The sequence below is a fragment of the Azonexus sp. GW821-FHT04F04 genome, from assembly GCF_059420025.1.
In genome coordinates, this window is the sequence record NZ_JBWKSX010000013.1 from 16,015 (window position 1) to 35,170 (window position 19,156).

At 51.7% G+C, this 19,156-nt stretch carries 18 protein-coding genes; 17 read left to right on the forward strand and 1 reads right to left on the reverse strand.

Annotated features, from left to right (window positions below):
- The first annotated feature begins 22 nt into the window (after positions 1–22).
- The 17 genes from AC07TV_RS19750 (at position 23) to AC07TV_RS19830 (ending at position 18,795) form a co-directional block, all read left to right on the forward strand.
- A complete protein-coding gene (locus AC07TV_RS19750; protein ID WP_494650088.1) occupies positions 23–1,102 on the forward strand; it encodes a radical SAM/SPASM domain-containing protein in 1,080 nt (359 codons plus the stop codon).
- A complete protein-coding gene (locus tag AC07TV_RS19755) occupies positions 1,102–1,941 on the forward strand; it encodes an NAD-dependent epimerase/dehydratase family protein (protein WP_494650089.1) in 840 nt (279 codons plus the stop codon). Before AC07TV_RS19750 ends, AC07TV_RS19755 begins: the two co-directional genes overlap by 1 nt.
- The gene (locus AC07TV_RS19760; protein ID WP_494650090.1) at positions 1,938–3,245 is read left to right on the forward strand and encodes a radical SAM protein; all 1,308 of its coding nucleotides are present in this window, start codon (positions 1,938–1,940) and stop codon (positions 3,243–3,245) included. Before AC07TV_RS19755 ends, AC07TV_RS19760 begins: the two co-directional genes overlap by 4 nt.
- Positions 3,242–4,384 carry a methyltransferase domain-containing protein gene (locus AC07TV_RS19765; protein ID WP_494650091.1) on the forward strand — a complete coding sequence of 381 codons (1,143 nt, stop codon included), beginning with the start codon at positions 3,242–3,244 and terminating at the stop codon, positions 4,382–4,384. The genes AC07TV_RS19760 and AC07TV_RS19765 overlap by 4 nt, the downstream gene beginning before the upstream one ends.
- Complete coding sequence (locus AC07TV_RS19770; protein WP_494650092.1) at positions 4,385–6,160, forward strand: radical SAM protein; 1,776 nt, start codon at positions 4,385–4,387, stop codon at positions 6,158–6,160.
- Position 6,161: 1 nt separating this feature from the next.
- On the forward strand, positions 6,162–7,079 hold the full coding sequence (locus AC07TV_RS19775; protein WP_494650093.1) for an NAD-dependent epimerase/dehydratase family protein: 918 nt from the start codon (positions 6,162–6,164) through the stop codon (positions 7,077–7,079).
- A gap of 11 nt (positions 7,080–7,090) precedes the next feature.
- Positions 7,091–8,131 carry an NAD-dependent epimerase/dehydratase family protein gene (locus AC07TV_RS19780; protein WP_494650094.1) on the forward strand — a complete coding sequence of 347 codons (1,041 nt, stop codon included), beginning with the start codon at positions 7,091–7,093 and terminating at the stop codon, positions 8,129–8,131.
- Positions 8,128–9,069 carry an FkbM family methyltransferase gene (locus AC07TV_RS19785; protein ID WP_494650095.1) on the forward strand — a complete coding sequence of 314 codons (942 nt, stop codon included), beginning with the start codon at positions 8,128–8,130 and terminating at the stop codon, positions 9,067–9,069. Before AC07TV_RS19780 ends, AC07TV_RS19785 begins: the two co-directional genes overlap by 4 nt.
- Before the next feature lie 115 nt (positions 9,070–9,184).
- Complete coding sequence (locus AC07TV_RS19790) at positions 9,185–12,922, forward strand: glycosyltransferase family protein (protein WP_494650096.1); 3,738 nt, start codon at positions 9,185–9,187, stop codon at positions 12,920–12,922.
- A 152-nt stretch (positions 12,923–13,074) separates the two neighbouring features.
- Positions 13,075–13,761 (forward strand): flagellin, encoded by a 687-nt coding sequence (locus AC07TV_RS19795; RefSeq protein WP_494650097.1) that lies wholly within the window; start codon positions 13,075–13,077, stop codon positions 13,759–13,761.
- A 77-nt stretch (positions 13,762–13,838) separates the two neighbouring features.
- Positions 13,839–14,216 (forward strand): flagellar protein FlaG, encoded by a 378-nt coding sequence (locus tag AC07TV_RS19800; RefSeq protein WP_494650098.1) that lies wholly within the window; start codon positions 13,839–13,841, stop codon positions 14,214–14,216.
- 30 nt (positions 14,217–14,246) lie between these two features.
- Positions 14,247–15,590 carry a flagellar filament capping protein FliD gene (fliD, locus tag AC07TV_RS19805; RefSeq protein WP_494650099.1) on the forward strand — a complete coding sequence of 448 codons (1,344 nt, stop codon included), beginning with the start codon at positions 14,247–14,249 and terminating at the stop codon, positions 15,588–15,590.
- Positions 15,591–15,667: 77 nt separating this feature from the next.
- Complete coding sequence (gene fliS, locus AC07TV_RS19810; protein ID WP_494650100.1) at positions 15,668–16,078, forward strand: flagellar export chaperone FliS; 411 nt, start codon at positions 15,668–15,670, stop codon at positions 16,076–16,078.
- A 34-nt stretch (positions 16,079–16,112) separates the two neighbouring features.
- Complete coding sequence (locus AC07TV_RS19815; RefSeq protein WP_494650101.1) at positions 16,113–16,370, forward strand: hypothetical protein; 258 nt, start codon at positions 16,113–16,115, stop codon at positions 16,368–16,370.
- The gene (gene fliK, locus AC07TV_RS19820) at positions 16,367–17,695 is read left to right on the forward strand and encodes a flagellar hook-length control protein FliK (protein WP_494650102.1); all 1,329 of its coding nucleotides are present in this window, start codon (positions 16,367–16,369) and stop codon (positions 17,693–17,695) included. Before AC07TV_RS19815 ends, fliK begins: the two co-directional genes overlap by 4 nt.
- A complete protein-coding gene (locus tag AC07TV_RS19825; RefSeq protein ID WP_494650103.1) occupies positions 17,676–17,987 on the forward strand; it encodes an EscU/YscU/HrcU family type III secretion system export apparatus switch protein in 312 nt (103 codons plus the stop codon). Before fliK ends, AC07TV_RS19825 begins: the two co-directional genes overlap by 20 nt.
- A gap of 10 nt (positions 17,988–17,997) precedes the next feature.
- Positions 17,998–18,795 carry a flagellar brake protein gene (locus tag AC07TV_RS19830; protein WP_494650104.1) on the forward strand — a complete coding sequence of 266 codons (798 nt, stop codon included), beginning with the start codon at positions 17,998–18,000 and terminating at the stop codon, positions 18,793–18,795.
- Between the two features lie 15 nt (positions 18,796–18,810).
- On the opposite strand, the gene fliE is transcribed toward AC07TV_RS19830, so the two are convergent.
- Positions 18,811–19,137 carry a flagellar hook-basal body complex protein FliE gene (fliE, locus tag AC07TV_RS19835; protein ID WP_494650105.1) on the reverse strand — a complete coding sequence of 109 codons (327 nt, stop codon included), beginning with the start codon at positions 19,135–19,137 and terminating at the stop codon, positions 18,811–18,813.
- Between the last annotated feature and the right edge of the window lie 19 nt (positions 19,138–19,156).

Here is a 19,156-nt window from a genome sequence, read left to right on the forward strand (position 1 = left end):
TCCCCCAACAAAGGCATCCGTCGTGAGCGAAAAAAGCATTGCCGCCGTCATCCAGCCGCGCATCCACTCCGCAGCCAAAGTCCCCCTGGAAGATCAGGTGCCGTTGAGCACACCGTTCTCTGTCCATATAGACGTATGTAGTGTCTGCAACTACAAATGCAGCTTCTGCTTTCAGGCTGATAGCCACGCAATGAAAGCCGTCGGCCTTAAGCGCGGCATGATGTCGCTCAGCCTGTTCAAGAAGATCGTCGACGACCTCAAGGCTTTCGATCAAAAAATCAAGAAGATCAAGATTGGCAACCACGGCGAACCCACCCTGCATCCGGATCTACCGGCGATGATTCGCTATGCCCGCGACAGTGGCACCGCCGAAATCATCGAACTGTTCACCAACGCCTCCCAACTTGAGCCCGCACTCAACAGGGCGCTGATCGACAGTGGCCTGCAACGCATCAACATTTCGCTCGAAGGCTTGTCAGACGAACGTTATCAACAGGTTGCCGGCATCAAGCAAAGCTTCCCAGCGATTGTTGAAGGGGTCAGAAATCTTTATTCCATTCGTGGCGACTGCAAGATCTATGTCAAGATTGCGGATCAGACCAGCGCGCTATCTAGCAATATCACGCACAAGTTCGTCCTGAGCGATGCCGAGCGCGAATACTTTTACGACACCTTCGGCAATATTTGCGACGAGATCTTCATCGAGAAGGTTGTCCCGCAGTGGGCCGAGGTACAGCTTGACAAGCAAAATCAGGTCTCAGAAACAGGCATGTATGCCCAGAAGGTCAATGTAGACAAGGATGTCTGTCCCTTTATCTTCATGTACCTGCATTTCAACTGTGACGGCACAACCAGCCCCTGCACACTGGACTGGCCACGCAAGGTCGTTATCGGTAATGTCGAACAGCAGTCCGTCAAAGACATCTGGAATGGCCAGCAATTGCGGGCGCTACAGGTCGCAATGCTCGAAGGTAAACGCTGCGACATCAACTTTTGCAAGAACTGCACCGCTCCCGTCGTTTGCGTTGAGGAAGATCTCGACCCGCACAAGACCAGCTTGCTGGAGAAAATCCGCCCCCTGCTGGCTGAGGTATCGCGTTGATGAAAATACTGATTCTTGGTTCCAACGGTTTCATTGGCAGGAACCTGGTGCACTACTTGGCCACCCGCAACTATGAGATTCTCGCGCCAAAACGCGCCGAGCTTGACCTGCTTGACCAGGAGGCGACCGAAGCCTATCTGCGCCAACAACATCCCGACGTGGTGATCAACAGTGCAATCAACATCCACTCGGCTGAAGCCAACCTGAACATCTACTACAACCTCGAACGTTGCGCAGCGCACTTTGGGCGGCTGATAAACATCGGCTCGGGCGCCGAATATGCTGCCCGCTTCTACACGCCACTGATGGCCGAATCCTATTTTGGCTGCAATATTCCAGCAGACACCTATGGCATTTCCAAGTTCTGCATCGCCAAGGATATCGAGCGCTCACCCCACGATTTCGTCAATCTGCGAGTTTTCGCCATCTTCGGCGAGCACGAGGACCATAGCCGGCGCTTTATCTCGAACAATATCTGCGCCTCGATCCGCAACGGGACAATCACCGTCAATCGCAATTCGATCTTTGATTACCTCGATGTTCAGGACTTCGTCAGAATCATCGAAAAATTTCTGACCTTGCCAACAGCATTCAAGTCCTACAACGTCTGCACTGCAACCCAGCACAGCCTGACCGATCTGGCTGGCGTCATTGACCACGAAAGTGGTCGCGACAACACCCTGACTATCGTTAATAGCGACATCTACTCGACCTACACTGGCGACAACCGTCGCCTGCTAGATGCCATCGGCGATTTCCGTTTTACCCCGATCGAGGACTCCGTCAAGCGTCTGTTCGCGTGGTACGAAACGGAATTCGCTGCAGGCAGGATTGCATGAATCCCCGGCAGGCAGAGCTGCTGACGCAACTAACCGGCGCTCCGGTTCTGATCTGGGGCGCCCGGATGACCGGACTGGGGCTGGTACGCCTGTGCAGGACTCATGGCATTGAAATCCAGGGCTTCATCGATTCTGATCCGGCATTTTCCGGCAAGCGGATCGCCGGACTACCCTGCCATCCGCCAACGGCCCTGCCCGAAATCCACTCACAGCACCCCTCACTGAAGATCGTTGTCGCCGCATCTACAAAGGAACAGGAAATCAACCAGCTGTTGTTGCAGTACGGCGTTTCAGCAAACAACTTCATCAACTACTCGCGTTACTGCGATCTGTTTTACACCGTCGATGTCATGGGCACCTGCAATCTCAAGTGCCTTTCCTGCGCCCATGGTGCCGGTGGCGAACAATATCCGCGCGGCCTGATGACGCTCGATGCCTATCACCAGGTTATCGACAAGATCGTTGCAGAAAATGATCTGGTAACGCACATCAGTCTGTACAGCTGGGGCGAACCCTTTCTTAACCCGTCGCTGCCAGAGATGGTGGCCTACCTGCACCAACGCGGCATTGCCGCCGCGCTATCGAGCAATCTCTCGATAAAAAACGAGACCTTGTTGCACAAGGTCATGCGCGAGAACCCCGAATACCTGAAAGTCTCCCTGTCCGGGTTTTACCCCGAGGCCTACAACGACACGCATAGCGGTGGCGACATCCATCTGGTCCGCTCCAATATGCTGCGGCTCAGGTATTACATCGACAAATACCGCCTCGATACTGTGATCGATGTAAATTATCACCTGTACAACAACAACAACCGCCGAAATCTGGACAAGATGCGGGAGTTTTGCGATGAACTTGGTTTCTTCCTGTCGACCACCTACGCCTTGGTAATGCCCCTCGAACGCGTCATCGAAAAGCTGGAAGGGCGTCCCAGTCCGACAACGCTGACTCTGGAAGACAAGCTGCTTGTTAGCGTCAAGGAGGGCATCGCGGCTGCCACGGTCAACGGCAAAAATGGGCAAAATTCAGAAGCGGGATGCCCCTTTCTGGAGAACCAGACCATCATTAACTGGGATCTGAGCGTGCCGGTTTGTTGCACGACCTTCAACCGTGGTCCGAATATCATCGCTGAAAACTTCCTGGCGGCCAGCAAGGCAGAAATCAGCACCGCCAAACAACAAGCTTCGATTTGTGAAACCTGCCAGCGCCATGGTCTCCCAGCCTACAATCTCGGCCTGAACCGCAGCCGCTGGGAAGCCATCGCGGCAACCAAGCCCAGCTTCGACGCCCCGCTCGAATCATGATCCCCACGGCCACTGCCGCAGCACACCACTGCCGTTTGTGTCGTCAGCCCCTGGCGATTGCTGACGCCATTCCCATCGGCCCCTTTCCCAAGGCGGCGCAATACTATCCCGAGCCGGACGAATTCGCTGCTGACCAAGGCGTCGTGCTGCAAATTACGGAATGCCCAGGCTGCGGCTTGACGCAATTGATGAACGAACCGGTCGACTATTTCAAACAGGTCATCACAGCAGCGTCGTTATCCCCCGTCGTCCGCGACCAGCGTTTGGCGCTGTTCAAGCAACTTCGCAAAGAGTTCACCGAACAACCCCGCGCCATGGAGATAGGTTGCGCCAGCGGAGAAAATCTGCCCCTGCTCCGAGAAGCCGGCTACGTCGCCAGCGGTATCGAGTTTTCGCCACCGCAAATAGAAGCCTTCTCGATGCCGGAAGGTGTCGCGAATCGCTACCTCCTTGACGTTGGCTCCGAAGAACATGGCCAATACGACTTGTTGATCTCGTTCAACTATCTGGAACATCAACCGGATGCCAGGACATTTTTACAAAAATGCCGCGCCTTGCTGGCGGATGACGGCAAGCTGCTATTGACAGTGCCCAACCTGGATTTTCTGCTGGCCAGCCAGTCGGCCCACGAATTCGTTGCCGACCATCTGGTGTACTTCACTGCAGACAGTCTCGAAACCGCCTTGCGGCTGACCGGCTTTTCGTTGATAGATATACAGATCATCAACAACCAATACGACATCCAGATCATTGCTCAAAAGCGCAGCGTGGGTGCCATCGCAAGCAGCAAATTGGCGCTCGACGCGCTGGTTGCCCGCTTCAACGAAACATTGCGAAACTTCACCGACCGTGGCCAGAAAGTTGCCGTATGGGGAGCAGGGCACCGCACGCTCGCCCTGCTTTCGCTATCGGAATACCACCGGATCGAATGCATCATCGACTCGGCGAAATTCAAGCATCACAAATTTGCGCCAATATCTCATCTCAGGATACTGCCGCCGGAAACCCTGCTGACCCCGGGCTGCAACATCGACGTCGTTCTAGTCATGGTCCCCGGGATTTACCCGAAGGAAGTGATCGCCACGATTAACGCCTTACCAGTTCATTACCATGCAGAGCAGTTTCCCCCCGAAGCGTAATTGCCGGGCACATGGCAAACGACCATTTGGAAACAAGCAGTAGCAGGACAAAAACAACAGGAGCCCCCGATGGTCAGTGCGCCCAAAAAAATATTATTTCTCGTTCCCGTCCATATTTCCTACGAGTCCTACGTCTCGCCCCCTAAAAATGCGCGGACAGTCCTCAAGAACGGGCGGATTCTGAACAGCCTGGCCACTGACCTGCCGCTCGGACTGCTCTCAATGTCCGCCTACCTGAAAAAACATTACGAGCTCGACGTCAGACTGGTCGATTTCAACGTTGAAGTCAGCGCCTTGAATGACTTCGACTTTCCCAACTTTGCATCGTTTGCCATGCACTACCTGACGGAAAATTTCGATGCCGACTTCACACCAGACATCATCGGCATTTCCAGCCTGTTCAGCCCTTCCTATCAGAACTTCATCGAACTAGGGCAGACCATAAAAACCATCTGGCCAGAAGCCTTTCTCGTCGGCGGAGGCAATATCCCGACGAACTCCTACCAACACATTCACCGGACAGGTGGCTTCCGCTTCTATGACGCGCTGTGTTTCGGCGAGGGAGAAAAACCGATGCTGGGGCTCATTGGTGCAGAATCCCCGGAAGGCTACGCCAACCAGTCCGAATCCTGGATTACGGCCCGGAAGCTGGACAATTTATTCGTTCCCAAGCATGACTTTATCGTCGATCTGGATGAAATCCCCTTCTACGATTACGCCCTCTGCGATCATGGACGACATAGCCTGAACCCAGTCATGACATCCTATGCCGCCCACTCGGACAGCATGGGCTACCACATCATGACCTCGCGTGGCTGCCCCTTCCATTGCACCTTCTGCGCTTCGCACCAGGTTCATGGGCGGAAAATGCGGTACCACTCGACCGAGCGCGTATTTGCGGATATCCATCGCCTGGTCGACGAATACGCGGCAAGAACCCTGATTTTTCAGGACGACCACTTCATGGCGGACAAGGCAAGAGTCTTGAAAATTCTCGAGTTCATCGAACAGGAAAAGCTGAATGCTATCTTCCAGAATGGTCTGACGCTTTACTCGCTCGATTACGAAACCCTATCTGCCTTCAAGCGTGCGGGGGTCAACCAGCTCGTGCTCCCGATCGAAAGCGGCAGCGAAAAAGTCCTTAAGCACCAGATGAAAAAGCCGCTCAAGATGAGCATCTCAAGACAAGTCGCCAAGGATTGCCGAAAACTGGGCATTTACTCCAATGCCAACGTTCTCATCGGTCTCCCCGGTGAAACTTGCCAGGATATTGAGGAAGCGCGACTCAATTTGCGGAGCATTCCGGCAAACTGGTACCACGTCGTCTGTGCCAGCCCTGTTGTCGGCAGCGAAATACATAAGATCGCCTCGGAAATGGGCTATATTTCCGGCGATGTCTTGGGGGCTGACTATCGGATTGCCGTTATTAACACCCCCGACTTCAGTGCCGACTACATTCAGGACATGCAATATGTTTTCAATCTCGAACTGAACTTTCTGTACAACAGCGATCTGCGCCTGGGCAATCTATCACTCGCGGAAACCGGGTTTCGCAACGTCCTTAACCTGCGACCGGATCACCTGATGGCCAATCTCTGCTTGGCTTACGTACATGCAAAACGGGGGGACGACGACAATGCCGCCGACTGTCTGGCCAAGTGCCATCATTACCACGGTACAGGTGGCTGGGAAAAATACCTGAAGATCATGGACTTGAGCGTACCGCCATCAATTGATGACATCATCGTAACCATTGAGCAAAAATGGGCTCATTAGCATGAAAAAAATCTTTCTGACCGGCTCCGAAGGCTTCGTCGGTCGCAATCTGCTGGAAGTACTGAGCCAGCGCAACGATTTTGTACTTTGCTCCCCGAGGCAATGTGACGTCGATCTGACGGACAGTACCGATGTCGCCCGGTGCGTAGATGCCTTCCAACCTGACCTGATTATCCATTCAGCAACCTCGAATACAGTTGGCAAGGGTTACGACAGCAACGTGTGCGAACAGAATCTGCGCATGTTCTTCAATCTATTGCGCCACCGACCGCAAGGCTGCCTTATTTATACGCTATGTAGTGGATCGAGTTACAACCGCGAGAACTGGGCCGAGAAGATGACCGAGGATTACCTAGGCGTTCACATTCCAGCGGACAGCCAAGGATTCTCAAAATTCGTCATCGCAAGCTACGCAAAACATCTCGAGGACGTGGTCACCTTGCGATTATTTGGCATTTTCGGCAAATACGAGGATTATCGGTACAAGTTCATCTCCAACACGATTGCCAAACGTCTTGCCAATATCGATGTGACACTGTTCAGAGATGCCATTTATGACTATCTGGACGTAACCGATTTTTGCAACATTATCGAGCAGTTATTTGACCGAAACGTGCGCACAGGCGATTTTAATGTGACACCAGATGATTCGATCAAACTATCGCAAGTCATTGAAACAGTAGATCATTGCTTGAGAATCAACAAAGGTTACCAAATCGTAAATCCTGGTCTTGGAAAAACCTATACTGGTTGCAACAAAAAACTCCGCGCAATACTCGACAACTTCCAATTCTCACCAATCGAAGTATCCATCCGGCGACTGGCCAACCATTACACAAACAACAGACAGGAAATCGATTGCGATTCATTGAAGCAGGACCAATTGTTGCAATACGCAAAATCGATTAATAGCCCATGATTTCAAGCACGATGTACGAAGACTTTTCCCTTCTGGCCGCAGAAAATGAAAATTACGCATTTTTGCAGGGTAAACAGCTTTACATCACGGGGGCCACGGGTCAGATCGGCTGGTACCTCATCCGCTTCATATCTTTTCTCATCGACTCCGGAGATTTGCAATGTCAGCTAAGCGCTCACGTTCGCAACCAAGAGCGGCTTAGCGAGAAATACCCCGATCACGGGTCCCTACCCTGTCAATTCGTGGTCGCGGACGATGCGGCTCAGCATTTGGCAAAATACCCTTGCGACGTGCTCATTCATTGCGCTAGCAAAGCCAGCCCCAAACATTTCGCAGCAACGCCTGTCGACGTCATGGAGGCCAATGGAATTGTCACTCAAAGGCTCCTCGAGCAATTGCGCCTGCACAACCCGACATGTCGATTCGTATACCTCAGCACCACCGGTGTGACCGGCTTCATCCCCGATGAACAACGCCCGACATCTGAATCGGATTACGGCCCCCTCAGTTGTACGGACTTGGGAAACTGCTATTTGGAATCGAAACGTTTTGGCGAAATGCTTTGCTTGGCCTATTTCCGCCAATATGGCATACCCACTCTCGTAATACGCCCCTCGATTACTTATGGCCCGGGGTTCGATCTGGACGACGGACGCTCATATGCAGACTTTGTCCGTTCCCTGTTGTTGAAAAAGCCAATCAAACTCACGAGCGATGGCAGTGCAATTAGAAACTTCTTATACATTACCGATTTTATTTCCGGACTATTGCTTGTTCTAAACAAAGCCCCATCGGGGTCGGTATTCAATGTTGCGTCGCCTCACCCAGTAAGCATCCTCGAACTCGCAACCCTGCTCAACGACTCAGGACTTGATGAATCTCTGGGTCCGGTAGCGCATGCGCTACCAGAAGAAAATCCGATGATGCGGGTCAACTTTAAAAGCACAAACGCATCAGTCGACCAACTGAGCGGATTGGGCTGGCAGCAGAAAATCCCCGTTCTTGCGGGTTTTAGAAAAACAATATTGCATTATGTGGAACAACAATCATGACCATTGACGAACTCAAACAATCTTTTTCCAATGGACATATTGGAAAGCCAGAATTTATCGAAACCGCGTATGAAAAATTCCATAAAATTCTGTTTGAATACGCATCCAACATTAACAATATCGACATCAAGGAAATCTGCATTGACGGAACCGGTGTCATATTTACCATAAGAAGTACCGGAATCAAGATTCGTTGCCAGCTCGGCGACCATCGATCCCCACCGATTGAAACGTTCAATTTTTCCGACTTTGAACCCGCCGAATCGCGGATGATGGAAAAAATGTTTGATGGCCACAAGACTTTTTACGATATTGGAGCGAATATTGGATGGCATTCGCTCAATCTTTCTGCCAAATCACGAAAGGCCAATTTTTATTGTTTCGAACCCATTCCAAAAACTTACGGGCAACTCACTGACAACATCCGTCTCAATTGCGCGGATAAAATATCGGCGTTTAATATTGCACTTTCCGACAAAGTCGGCGAACAGAAGTTTTACTACTACACAGCCTGCTCTGGAAATGCATCTGCGACCAACGTCTCCGATCGCGCAGATGTCGACGAAATTGTTTGCCAACAGACAACGCTTGACACATTTGTTCACGACAATTTATTACCCCCCCCTGATTTCATTAAATGCGATGTTGAGGGCGCTGAGCTAATGGTAATTAAAGGCGGGTTAAAAACAATAAACACACACCGTCCAATAATTATGGCCGAAATTCTCAGAAAATGGTCATCCAAATTCAATTACAATCCAAATGAGATATTTGAGCAGCTCTACTGCGCTGGTTATCTTGCCTTTACGACGGATGGCACCGATCTCTTTGAATTTGAAAAAATGACCGACTCCACCAAGGAAACCAATTTTTTCTTTTTGCATTCAAACCAGCACAAAAGACTTATACATCAATACAAGAACGAAGCAAAACAGTAATAACCAAAACAATCTTTGGCATATTCCGCGCTAAAAATAAATGAAGCCTATACAAAACACTGGTAATTTCTGCTTTTCGGCAAATCGTCCACGGTCCATAAGCCAAAGTGCCGGCATGCCGTTTTATATATTTGCCCCAGACTACCGAGAGACATCGGGTGGAATTCGAGTTTTACACTATCTCTGCCACATATTGAACGAATTGGGAGAAGAGGCATATATACTCAATGCAAAAGAAGTCTCAAAAACTCTTCGCACTCCCCAGCTGACCTTTGCCAAGCTTGAAGAGCATTATGCTGCCGGTAGAAACCCAGTAACCGTCTATCCTGAAATCATCCATGCGAACCCGGCCAGTACTCCGGTAGTTGTTCGCTGGTTACTGAATGTTCCAGGTCACTTGGGTAAGCCCATCGAATTCGAAGAAAAGGACCTGATCTTCTTTTATGAGGCTTGGTGCCTCCCCAAGGGTAAAGAAGGCTTACCGCTTTTTATTCATCCGGTGGTCGATGCTGTTTTTAATAACGCAGACAATCCTGAAGACTCCAATCGTGAATTTGAGTGTTATTACGCCAACAAATACCATCTTGGCCGCAAACCGATTCTGCCTGAACACAGGAACTTGATCAGCTTAGGCCAAGAGATTAAACGTACGCCAGAAGAAATTGCAGGGATTTTGCGCAAAGCCAAGGTGCTCTATTGTTATGAGCCGTCGGGCATAATCAGCGAAGCACAGGCTTGCGGCTGTCCAGTCCTATTGATTCAATCCCATTATTTCCCCCTCCCATCGGACGACACCCATCATCGGATACCGGGTCTCGCAATTTATGGCGAAGAAAATGCGTACGAAAAGGCATTAATAACCCTCCCTCAGATTACTGAACGGCATTCTCGAAATCGGGCCAACTCTTGGGAAATGGCAATTCAGCTCATCCAAAATGTGTACGCGGCCCAACGCGATCTGGAAGAGAATGGAAAGCCGCTCGTAAATAATGGCCAAAAACTATGGAATTTGAGCAAGGATGAACGCGTATCCGCTTTAGATCAGCTTAGGGAGTTTTATTTAGATAGCGGTCTTTATTTCAAAGACATCAACGACTTAGAACCACTGAACTCGGGTCTAGAACAAGGCCACGTACGCCGATCATCCGTTTCCAAAAGTCAACTTGACCGGGTGCACCAACTTTGGCTTGACAAGCGTGGATTTATTGAAACCGACACCCTTTTTCTGGAGGTCCAGCACAACACGAACGCTTTCTTGCATAGCGAATTTAAGCTTTTAATTCGCCTTGGCACATCTGATAATGCCTTACTTGCTGACACGCTAGATGCACTGTCACAGCAAATTGATGAGCGTTGGATACTTGACATTGTTTCCGAGTTACCAAGTCCAGACGGTATTGAAGAGGTTCCGAATATTCGCTGGTACACAGTGGAATCTCTCAGCTTGGCAAAACCGCTTCTAGATGATCTGGTTGCGGCCTCACCGTGTAAATGGGTAATTGAACTTCCCGCCGGGGTCCGTCCCGATATTTTGTATTTGGCACGATTAGCCAAAGAAACAGAACGTTCACCGGATGCATTGGCGTTTTATGTCGATGACGACTGTTGCGATGAAACAGAGACTCGTTTTTCCCCTCGCTACAAACCCCGGGTCAATCCTGCCTACCTGCAGTCTGTCGATTTGGCAGGGCCTTTGTGCGTAAGCAAAAAATGCTGGGTGGCCTCAGGGGGTGCAAGCAATGAATCCACGAGTCCTTGGTATGGCCAATTAATCCGTATTGCAGACAGATTTGGTTGGCAGTCAATCGCACATGTTCCAGACATATTGCTCACGTATTACAAGAGCTTCCCCAGCAACCCCGAATCATGTACTAGCGCCCTAGCTGAATCACTCAAGGCCAAGGGGATTGCTGCCGATGTTCAGTACCTGACCAATGACAGCTGGGAGATTCACTACAACCCGGCAACATACCCGGCAATTACAGTCGCTGTATTATCACAAGGACAACTAGAATTCATTATTCGTTGTGTTAACAGCCTTATTAAAAACACTCAGTATCCTGATTTTGAAATAGTAATCGTCACCCAACCCCTCGCAGGAGACCCCGATTACTACAGCTGGCTAAAAGCCGTTCAGGAACGCGCAGATGCCCCCCGTATCAGGGTGGCATTTACGCTTGGTGGCTCAAATTATGCTGCCCTTTGCAACCAGGCAATTGCTGCGGCTGCACATGAATTGGTGGTATTGCTACGCGAAGAAGTCGTCATTGTGCAGGACCGTTGGCTGGACGAACTTTCACGAGCATCAATGTCTGAGAGCGTTGCTGCCGTTTCACCGCTAATCCATCATGCAGGGAATGCGCAGATCGCCGCTACCGGTTGCGTATTTGGCATGATGGGCGAGTTTGGATCACCCTTCGCCAGTTCGGCCGCACTCGGTGACGATGGTTACCTGAATTACCTGAAGGTCACTCGAGATGTCGCGGCCCCTCCATCGTCGTGCATGTTGGTTCGCAAAGGGAGCTATCAGAAAGTTGGAGGCATGGACGATGAAGCCTATGGAGACTATTGCGGCGAAATTGACCTCGGTCTCAGATTTCGCAATGAAGGATTGCGATGCTTGGTTCATCCGAGAGCTAGCGTGGTATTTGGGGGCGAAACAAGCCACTACGACCTTGGCAAGCGCCTGCTTGCATTTTCATTCAAGCGAGAGGCCAGTCGAACCCTTCGGAAGCGCTGGGGAACGCGCTCAATCAAAGACCCCTATTGGAACCCCAACCTCTCACTACTTTCGCCCACCCCGCTTCCTGAGACGGAGTTTCGTGCCCAATGGCAGTATATGCCAAGTAATAAACCACGAATTTTGGCCAACCCTCTAGGGAACGGACAAGGGGATTTCCGGGTTACATCGCCATTGACTGCTGTCCGTAAGGCAGGATTGGCAATGGAGTGTGTTTGGCGACAAAAAATCAGTGGCGTTGCGCGCTACTTCACTGCCGCCGAAATTGCCCAACTTGACCCAACCACAGTAATTATCCAGAACTATATCCATGATATTTCCTTGGCAGCACTGGATGATTGGCGTGCATCTAGCACGCGGCCATTTATTGTTTACACGTTGGATGACCTAGTCAATGACTTGGATCTCACCAACCCATTCCGTAAACACATTCCGCCAAATGCTCGATCTCGCTTCAAGTACGCCCTTGAACGATGCGATCGACTGGTGTTGTCAACCGAATACCTTGCCGACACCTACCGACATTTCATTGCCGATATCAAGGTTGTTCCTAACCGACTGCAAAAGGAGGTATGGCTTCCGCTCACTAACCAGAAACGAACGGGAGACAAACCTCGCATAGGATGGGCCGGTGGCTCAACCCACCAAGGTGATCTTATTTTATTGAAAGAAATCATTGAACAGACTCGAAGCGAGGCGGATTGGATATTTTTTGGCATGTGCCCCGACGAGATCCGCCCACTCTTGGCCGAATATCACGATCTGATCCCCTTTGACGACTACCCCGCCTATCTGGCCTCACTCAATCTCGATATCGCCGTTGCACCACTAGCCCAAACCCCATTCAATCAAGGCAAGAGCAATCTACGCCTGTTGGAATATGGCGCGCTTGGCATTCCCGTCGTTTGCACAGATATCGACCCTTATCACAACAGCCCGGCCTGTCGTGTGGCTAATACCCCAAACGCGTGGATAGCAGCGCTACGCGAGAGAATCCACGACCCGGAAGCACGTGAACATGAAGGGAAGGCAATGCGCGAATGGGTGCTGCGCCACTACATGCTTGAAGATCATCTGGAAGAGTGGCTAAAGGCTCATCTACCAAGCCAATAGACACGAGCCAAAATTTCCAAAATTTTTCTAAAGTTATGCCTAGCCTTGCCGTAATGGACTTGTCAGCGAAATAAATCGCCGTACAGAAAGGGTCGGCGGAAAGCCTGACCGCCAGTAACCGACCTAAAGTACATTGCCATCAGGAGATCAAAATGTCACAAATCAACACCAACAACTACTCGCTCAACGCACAAAAGAATCTGGCCAAGAACTCCCTAGGACTTTCTTCCGCCCTTGAGCGTCTCTCGTCCGGCCTGCGAGTTAACTCTGCCAAGGACGATGCATCAGGCCTCGCCTCCGGCATTCAAATTGATGCAGCAGCACGTCAGACAGTGGTTCAAATCCGCACATTGGGCGACACCATTTCTGCGGCTCAAATCGCAGACGGTGCGCTCGCCGTTGTAGGCGATATCATGGCGCGCGTTATTGAATTGAATGCGAACTCAGCCACTTCTGCCTCAACTTCAGCCGAACGTAATTTGCTGTCGGCTCAAGCAACGGCCATTCAAACAGAAGCCAATGCCGCGATTGCCGTTTTCGGCGGGACAACTTTCACCTCAGTCGCCGTCACAGGTTCTGAAGCCGCAAGCAGCTCTCTCGCAACGGTTGCAAATGCACGGATCACTCAGGGTGCTACCATTAATAATGCTCAGTTTTCGATCCAGGCAAAACAAGCTGCCTACGAAAATCAAAAGGCTGCTCAAAGCCGCATCATGGATGCTGACTTTGCTCAAGAAACTTCTAATCTGTCACGCTTCCAGATTCTCCAGCAGGCTGGTACCGCCATGGTCGCTCAGGCCAATGCGATCCCGCAAAATGTGCTGACTCTGTTGCGTTAAACGGCTGCTGCCTCAATCTCGTAGAAAGGTGCGGTGGCTTGCAAAGGCCTCTGCACCTTTGTCGTTAGGAGCAGAAAATGAACATAGACACAACTAATGCGAGTTCGACTCCACGAGTCGCGTTGCCGGAGTTTGCCGCGACTGAAGTACGCCAGCAAGGCGTTCAGGCAAAAGCACCTGAAGCAGCAAGAACCTCCCAGGCAATAGAAAATACGGACAAAAAAGCGCCAGACAAACTTGAGGTCAAGCGAGCCGTTGAAAAGATTTCTGATTTCATCTCATCAAGGCAATCTGAGCTCAATTTCTCAATTGACGACGCCTCAGGTTCGCAAATTGTTAAGATCATGGATACCCAAACCAAGCAGGTGATCCGGCAGTTTCCATCGGAAGAGGCCGTGGCAATCGCCCATGCGCTGGACAAACTTCAGGGCCTTTTGATCAAAGATAAGGCTTAACCACTAACTACCTGAGAGAGGAAAGTCGCGATGGCCACCTCCAGTTCGCTGGGAATCGGTACAGGTATTGATTTGAATACCATGCTGACCAGTATCATTACTGCCGAGCGAGCGCCAATAACCGCGCTGAATACCAAGATTTCGGCGACCAACAACACGATTTCCCTCTACGGCACTCTTAAATCCAAGCTGGATGCACTGCAAACTGCGGCAGACACCTTGCAGTACCCTTCCCGGCTTTCTGCTCTAAGCGCCACTTCGAGTGACACCACTGTACTCAATGCCAGCGCTGCGTACACCGCGTCAGTAGGCAGTTATGGACTGGAAGTAACCCAACTGGCAAGTGCGCAAAAAGACTTCACTGCCGCTTATGTATCAGGCACGACCTTTGGCCCCGGCGACCTTAATTTCACAGTTGGAGGAGTTGCCGCAACCACTATAAGTCTCACCAGTTCGAGCTCTTCGTTACAGGAAGTTAGCGACGCCATCAATAATGCAAAAGTAGGCGTGACAACGACCGTTATCACCGATTCAACAGGCAAGCAGCGCATGGTGCTTACCGGTGATAAATCGGGTGCTGGAAATGATTTTTCTCTAACTTCGACGTTGACTGCATCGGGTAGCCAAGCGTCTCTGGCGAGCTTTGACACGACAACCGTTGGTTTGAACCGTACCGTAGCCCAAGATGCAACTCTGAAAATCGACGGTATCGAAGTCAACTCAAGCACCAATACTTTTTCCAATGTCGCCGGGCTAACGTTGACCGCTGTCAAGCTCGGCACATCGAACGTAACCGTGCAAAACGACAGCACCAAAATCACATCAGCGGTGCAGTCATTCGTCGATAGCTACAATGCTGTTGTATCGCTAATAAAGGCCAACAGCAACTACGACACGACGACCAAGACAGCCCAAGCTTTCAGTGGCGATAGCACTGTTCGCTCGCTGCTCAACACCCTAGGAAGTGCCAGAACGACTATACCGACGGAACTCAGCGCCGCCACCTTGCAAACACTCTCTTCGCTAGGTGTCAGCATCCAAACAAGCGGCCAGTTGAAACTGGACGCTACCGCACTAAATTCTGCGATCAGTACATCGGCAACCGATGTCGTAAAAACCTTAGGTGCATACGGGAAATCATTCAGTACAGAAGTAACCTCCTTATTAGCCGGGGGAGGCACTGTTTCAACTCGCGTAAGCAGTCTCAATTCATTGGTCAATCGCTTCAAGGACAATCAGGCGGCGCTGGAGATTCGAGTAAGTCTGGTCGAGAAACGCTACCGCGCCCAATTCACTGCCCTTGATAAACTCGTGAGCTCCATGCAGACCACTAGCAGTTACCTAACCCAACAGATTGCGATGCTGCAGAAATGAAGCCAATGACCAACACTTGCTACCTTAAGCTGTCGTCCTTGCTAAGATACACATCTATTCATTGTGATCGTTAACCCATGTTTTCGAGCCCTATTGCTTCATACCAGCAGATTAGCATCGAGTCGGACGTGCGCGGTGCAGATCCACATCGATTGATTGTGTTGTTGTTCGATGGCGCCGAGAGAGCATTGCAACAATCCATTGAACGGCTGGCCGTCAATGATGCCAAAGGTAAATCGGATTCAATCGTTAAAGCTATCGAGATTATTCAAAGCGGTCTCTCTGCAAGTCTTGACACGGAACAAGGCGGCGACTTGGCAAAGAATCTCAAGGCCCTGTACGACTACATGGCATCACGCCTGATTCACGCAAACATACATAAAGACGCCAATGCTATTCGAGAGGTTCAAGGATTACTTGGCGAAATTGCCTCGGCATGGCGAGAAATTGGAGTAGCAGGGAGGCAAAATCCTGACCAGTACCCTTAGCCCAAAAGATATCCTTTTGCGGCTCTTCCTAGGCTTGGAAGCCCTGCAGGATATGGCTAAAAAGGGTGAATGGGAAAAACTCGATAGCCAAAATCAAGAGTTGCTGCTGATGATGGAGGCAGTGCGCTCTTTGGATTCGCAATTCCTGACAAAAACAGCTAGCCCAGATCAACTTGAACGAATTTTGCAGTTGCTACATTCAGCTATCCAGCTATGCTCTGCACGCAAGAATCAAATTGCCCCCTTGGTTAATGCGTTCGCCAAGGCAATAGACGCCCCTGCCAAGCCATGATCCCGCCGGATGTCGCCAACAGCCTGCGCGCGGTCATCCCCGATCAACGTTCGGTAACAAACACCCAGGCGCAACCGGTCGCCAGTGCCCAACGGATTGCCGATGTACTGAGCAATCTTGTTCCCGGCCAACGTGTCATGGCCGAAATCCAGGCGCTGATGCCAAACGGCACCTACCGGGCCATGGTTGGCCAGCGCGATATCACACTGGCCCTGCCATTTTCAGCAAAGCCCGGCGATACACTTGAACTCGAGGTTGCTGAAAGCGACGGCAAGCTCACGCTGGCATTCGTGGCAAATCGCTCTTCGGGCAACAACGCCACAGCGCCGGCTGAGTCAGTCAGTACATCCCTGAGCACCGCCGGCAAGGTCATCGGTAACTTGCTGACGCCACTGGAAGGCGAAGGGAAGCAGGCTGCGCCGGCCGCACTGAACCGCAGCCAGCCACTGGTCGAAGCGATGCCCAAATCCGCTGCTGATTTGGCTCCTTTATTGAAGCAGGCGCTCAGTCAGAGCGGCATGTTCTATGAAGCACATCAGGCGCGCTGGGTTAACGGACAACTGCCCACCGCTGCATTACTACAGGAGCCGCAAGGAAAACTCTCCCCGGCCCCATTGAATGCGCCCGAATTCATCAATCGCAGCGCAAATTTTCCAGCGGGAACCAGCTTTGCAGATGAAATCTCGCAGACACCACTGCTTAGGCCTTCAGTCTCCGCAATGGGGGGATCAGCAACGCCTTTGCCCGATGCCGATGTTTTGACACAGCAGCTGCCCAGAGAACCAACTGACAAAGCGCCAGCGCTCCATACGAATTCCACGGTCAACCGGAATTTTGGCGAAAAAACTGAAGGCTTACCTCTGAATCAGCCCCCCGCCACAACGGCGCCCACGCCACAAGCCGCGGTCTCGACAAGTACGCCAGCCATCCCGAACGAAAATCCGGTGCCACGCGAATTGGTCCCACTGGTTCAACAGCAATTGAACGGACTGGCAACGCAGAATTTTGTCTGGCAAGGCCAAGTCTGGCCCGGGCAACCGATGTGGTGGGAAATATCCGGCGATCCGGAATCGAAGTCATCACCGGATGCCGAACAAGCCAGCCAGTGGCAGACCCGCCTGAAACTCGATTTGCCCGCCCTCGGCAGCATCGATATTACCCTTCGGCTCGGCGCTGGCGGCACATTGGCCATTTCAGCCAGTACGAAAAATCCGGCCAGTGAGGCAACGCTGCGCAACAGCGCTCAGTCGCTTCGTGAGCAACTGGAGGCAGCCGGGCTAACGCTAACCCAACTACACGTAGATCATGGCCAGGCCAGGGAGTGACGCCACCCGCGAGGCTGTCGCTCTGGCTTATAGTCAGACCGATGCCGCACCGCGCGTCGTTGCCAAAGGCAAGGGGCTGATTGCCGAGCAGATCATCGCCCGCGCCAAGGAGCACGGCATATATGTTCACGAATCGCCGGAGCTCGTCGCCTTGCTAACCCAGGTGGATATTGACGAGCGCATCCCACCCCAGTTATACATGGCGGTAGCTGAACTTCTGGCGTGGCTTTACCGTCTTGAACACGGCAGTCCTGCCACGCAGATCGGCCTGTCCGCTCAACCTCCACCATAATTCAGGCTTCATGACCCTCGCCCAGAACGAAGTTTCGGTTCCAATATTTGAAATCGACCAGCCCGCCACCTACGGCAAGTACCTCCTCCACAACCGCGCTGAAATCTTTGTTCATCTGCGCGCCCTGCTCAAACATCACACCCTGATCACGGTCTATCTGGACGAGGGCAAGGAATTCTTTCTGTCGACACTGCTGTCGATCGACGAAAGCACCAACCAGCTGGTCCTCGACGGATCAAACCACCCAGCAAGTAACGATGCGGCGCTGAAGGCCACTCGGATCACGCTATCAGCCCCGCTGGAACGGGTCAAAATCCAGATTCGCCTGCCCGGCCTTTCGATGGCGACCGTTGATGGCAAAAAAGCATTGATCGCCCCGCTCCCGGCATCGATCCTGCGTTTGCAGCGACGTGAGTTTTTTCGTGTCGAAACGCCTCATCACACCACGCCCCTGCGTTGCAAACTTGCCGTCCGGAATTCCACAGGCGGCCACTCGGTCGTCGATTACCCACTATTTGACCTGAGTGGTGGCGGACTTAGCTTGCTGGGACCGGTCGACGATGCTGAACTATTTTCTCTAGGGGCGTTGTTTCACGATTGCCGCCTCGAAATCCCCGGCGAAAGCGTGCTTTCGGTCAATCTTCGGGTCTGTGAAGTCCTGAAAATCGAGATGATCGACGGCCAACAACAATTACGGCTGGGCTGCGAATTTGTCAGTCTGCCTGGAACCCGGCTGGCCTTCATCGAGCGCTACATCACGCGGCTGGAACGCGAACGCAAGGCGCTCCGATCAGAGCTGGAATACTAAGACTAAGCTTCCTGCTTAAACCTGGATGTTCATCACGTCCTGATAGGCTGTGACCAGTTTGTTGCGCACCTGAACCATTTCCTGGAAGGAAACACTAGCCGTCTGCAGTGCGATCATCACCTCATGAAGATTCTGGGAGGTGTCCCCAGCGGCAAGTTTTTCCGCCATCACGTCAGCCTGCTGCTGCGTCTGATTGACCTTGTCGATAGATGACTTCAGTACCTGCGCGAAATCCACCCCACCAGCCACCCCACCAGCCGCGCTCTCGGCCGGCTTGCCGGATGCCTGCGCTGCGGTAGACCGCAGCACACTCAACATTTGCTCAATACCTTGGGTGTCCATAACCAGCTCCTTAATCCTG

Bases quoted from the DNA above. Each gene is read 5' to 3' on its own strand.
- AC07TV_RS19755 (WP_494650089.1), top strand. From the start codon at position 1,102: ATGAAAATACTGATTCTTGGTTCCAACGGTTTCATTGGCAGGAACCTG.
- AC07TV_RS19760 (WP_494650090.1), top strand. From the start codon at position 1,938: ATGAATCCCCGGCAGGCAGAGCTGCTGACGCAACTAACCGGCGCTCCG.
- AC07TV_RS19765 (WP_494650091.1), top strand. From the start codon at position 3,242: ATGATCCCCACGGCCACTGCCGCAGCACACCACTGCCGTTTGTGTCGT.
- AC07TV_RS19775 (WP_494650093.1), top strand. From the start codon at position 6,162: ATGAAAAAAATCTTTCTGACCGGCTCCGAAGGCTTCGTCGGTCGCAAT.
- AC07TV_RS19780 (WP_494650094.1), top strand. From the start codon at position 7,091: ATGTACGAAGACTTTTCCCTTCTGGCCGCAGAAAATGAAAATTACGCA.
- AC07TV_RS19785 (WP_494650095.1), top strand. From the start codon at position 8,128: ATGACCATTGACGAACTCAAACAATCTTTTTCCAATGGACATATTGGA.
- AC07TV_RS19790 (WP_494650096.1), top strand. From the start codon at position 9,185: ATGCCGTTTTATATATTTGCCCCAGACTACCGAGAGACATCGGGTGGA.
- AC07TV_RS19795 (WP_494650097.1), top strand. From the start codon at position 13,075: ATGTCACAAATCAACACCAACAACTACTCGCTCAACGCACAAAAGAAT.
- AC07TV_RS19800 (WP_494650098.1), top strand. From the start codon at position 13,839: ATGAACATAGACACAACTAATGCGAGTTCGACTCCACGAGTCGCGTTG.
- fliD (WP_494650099.1), top strand. From the start codon at position 14,247: ATGGCCACCTCCAGTTCGCTGGGAATCGGTACAGGTATTGATTTGAAT.
- fliS (WP_494650100.1), top strand. From the start codon at position 15,668: ATGTTTTCGAGCCCTATTGCTTCATACCAGCAGATTAGCATCGAGTCG.
- fliK (WP_494650102.1), top strand. From the start codon at position 16,367: ATGATCCCGCCGGATGTCGCCAACAGCCTGCGCGCGGTCATCCCCGAT.
- AC07TV_RS19825 (WP_494650103.1), top strand. From the start codon at position 17,676: ATGGCCAGGCCAGGGAGTGACGCCACCCGCGAGGCTGTCGCTCTGGCT.
- AC07TV_RS19830 (WP_494650104.1), top strand. From the start codon at position 17,998: ATGACCCTCGCCCAGAACGAAGTTTCGGTTCCAATATTTGAAATCGAC.
- fliE (WP_494650105.1), bottom strand. From the start codon at position 19,137: ATGGACACCCAAGGTATTGAGCAAATGTTGAGTGTGCTGCGGTCTACC.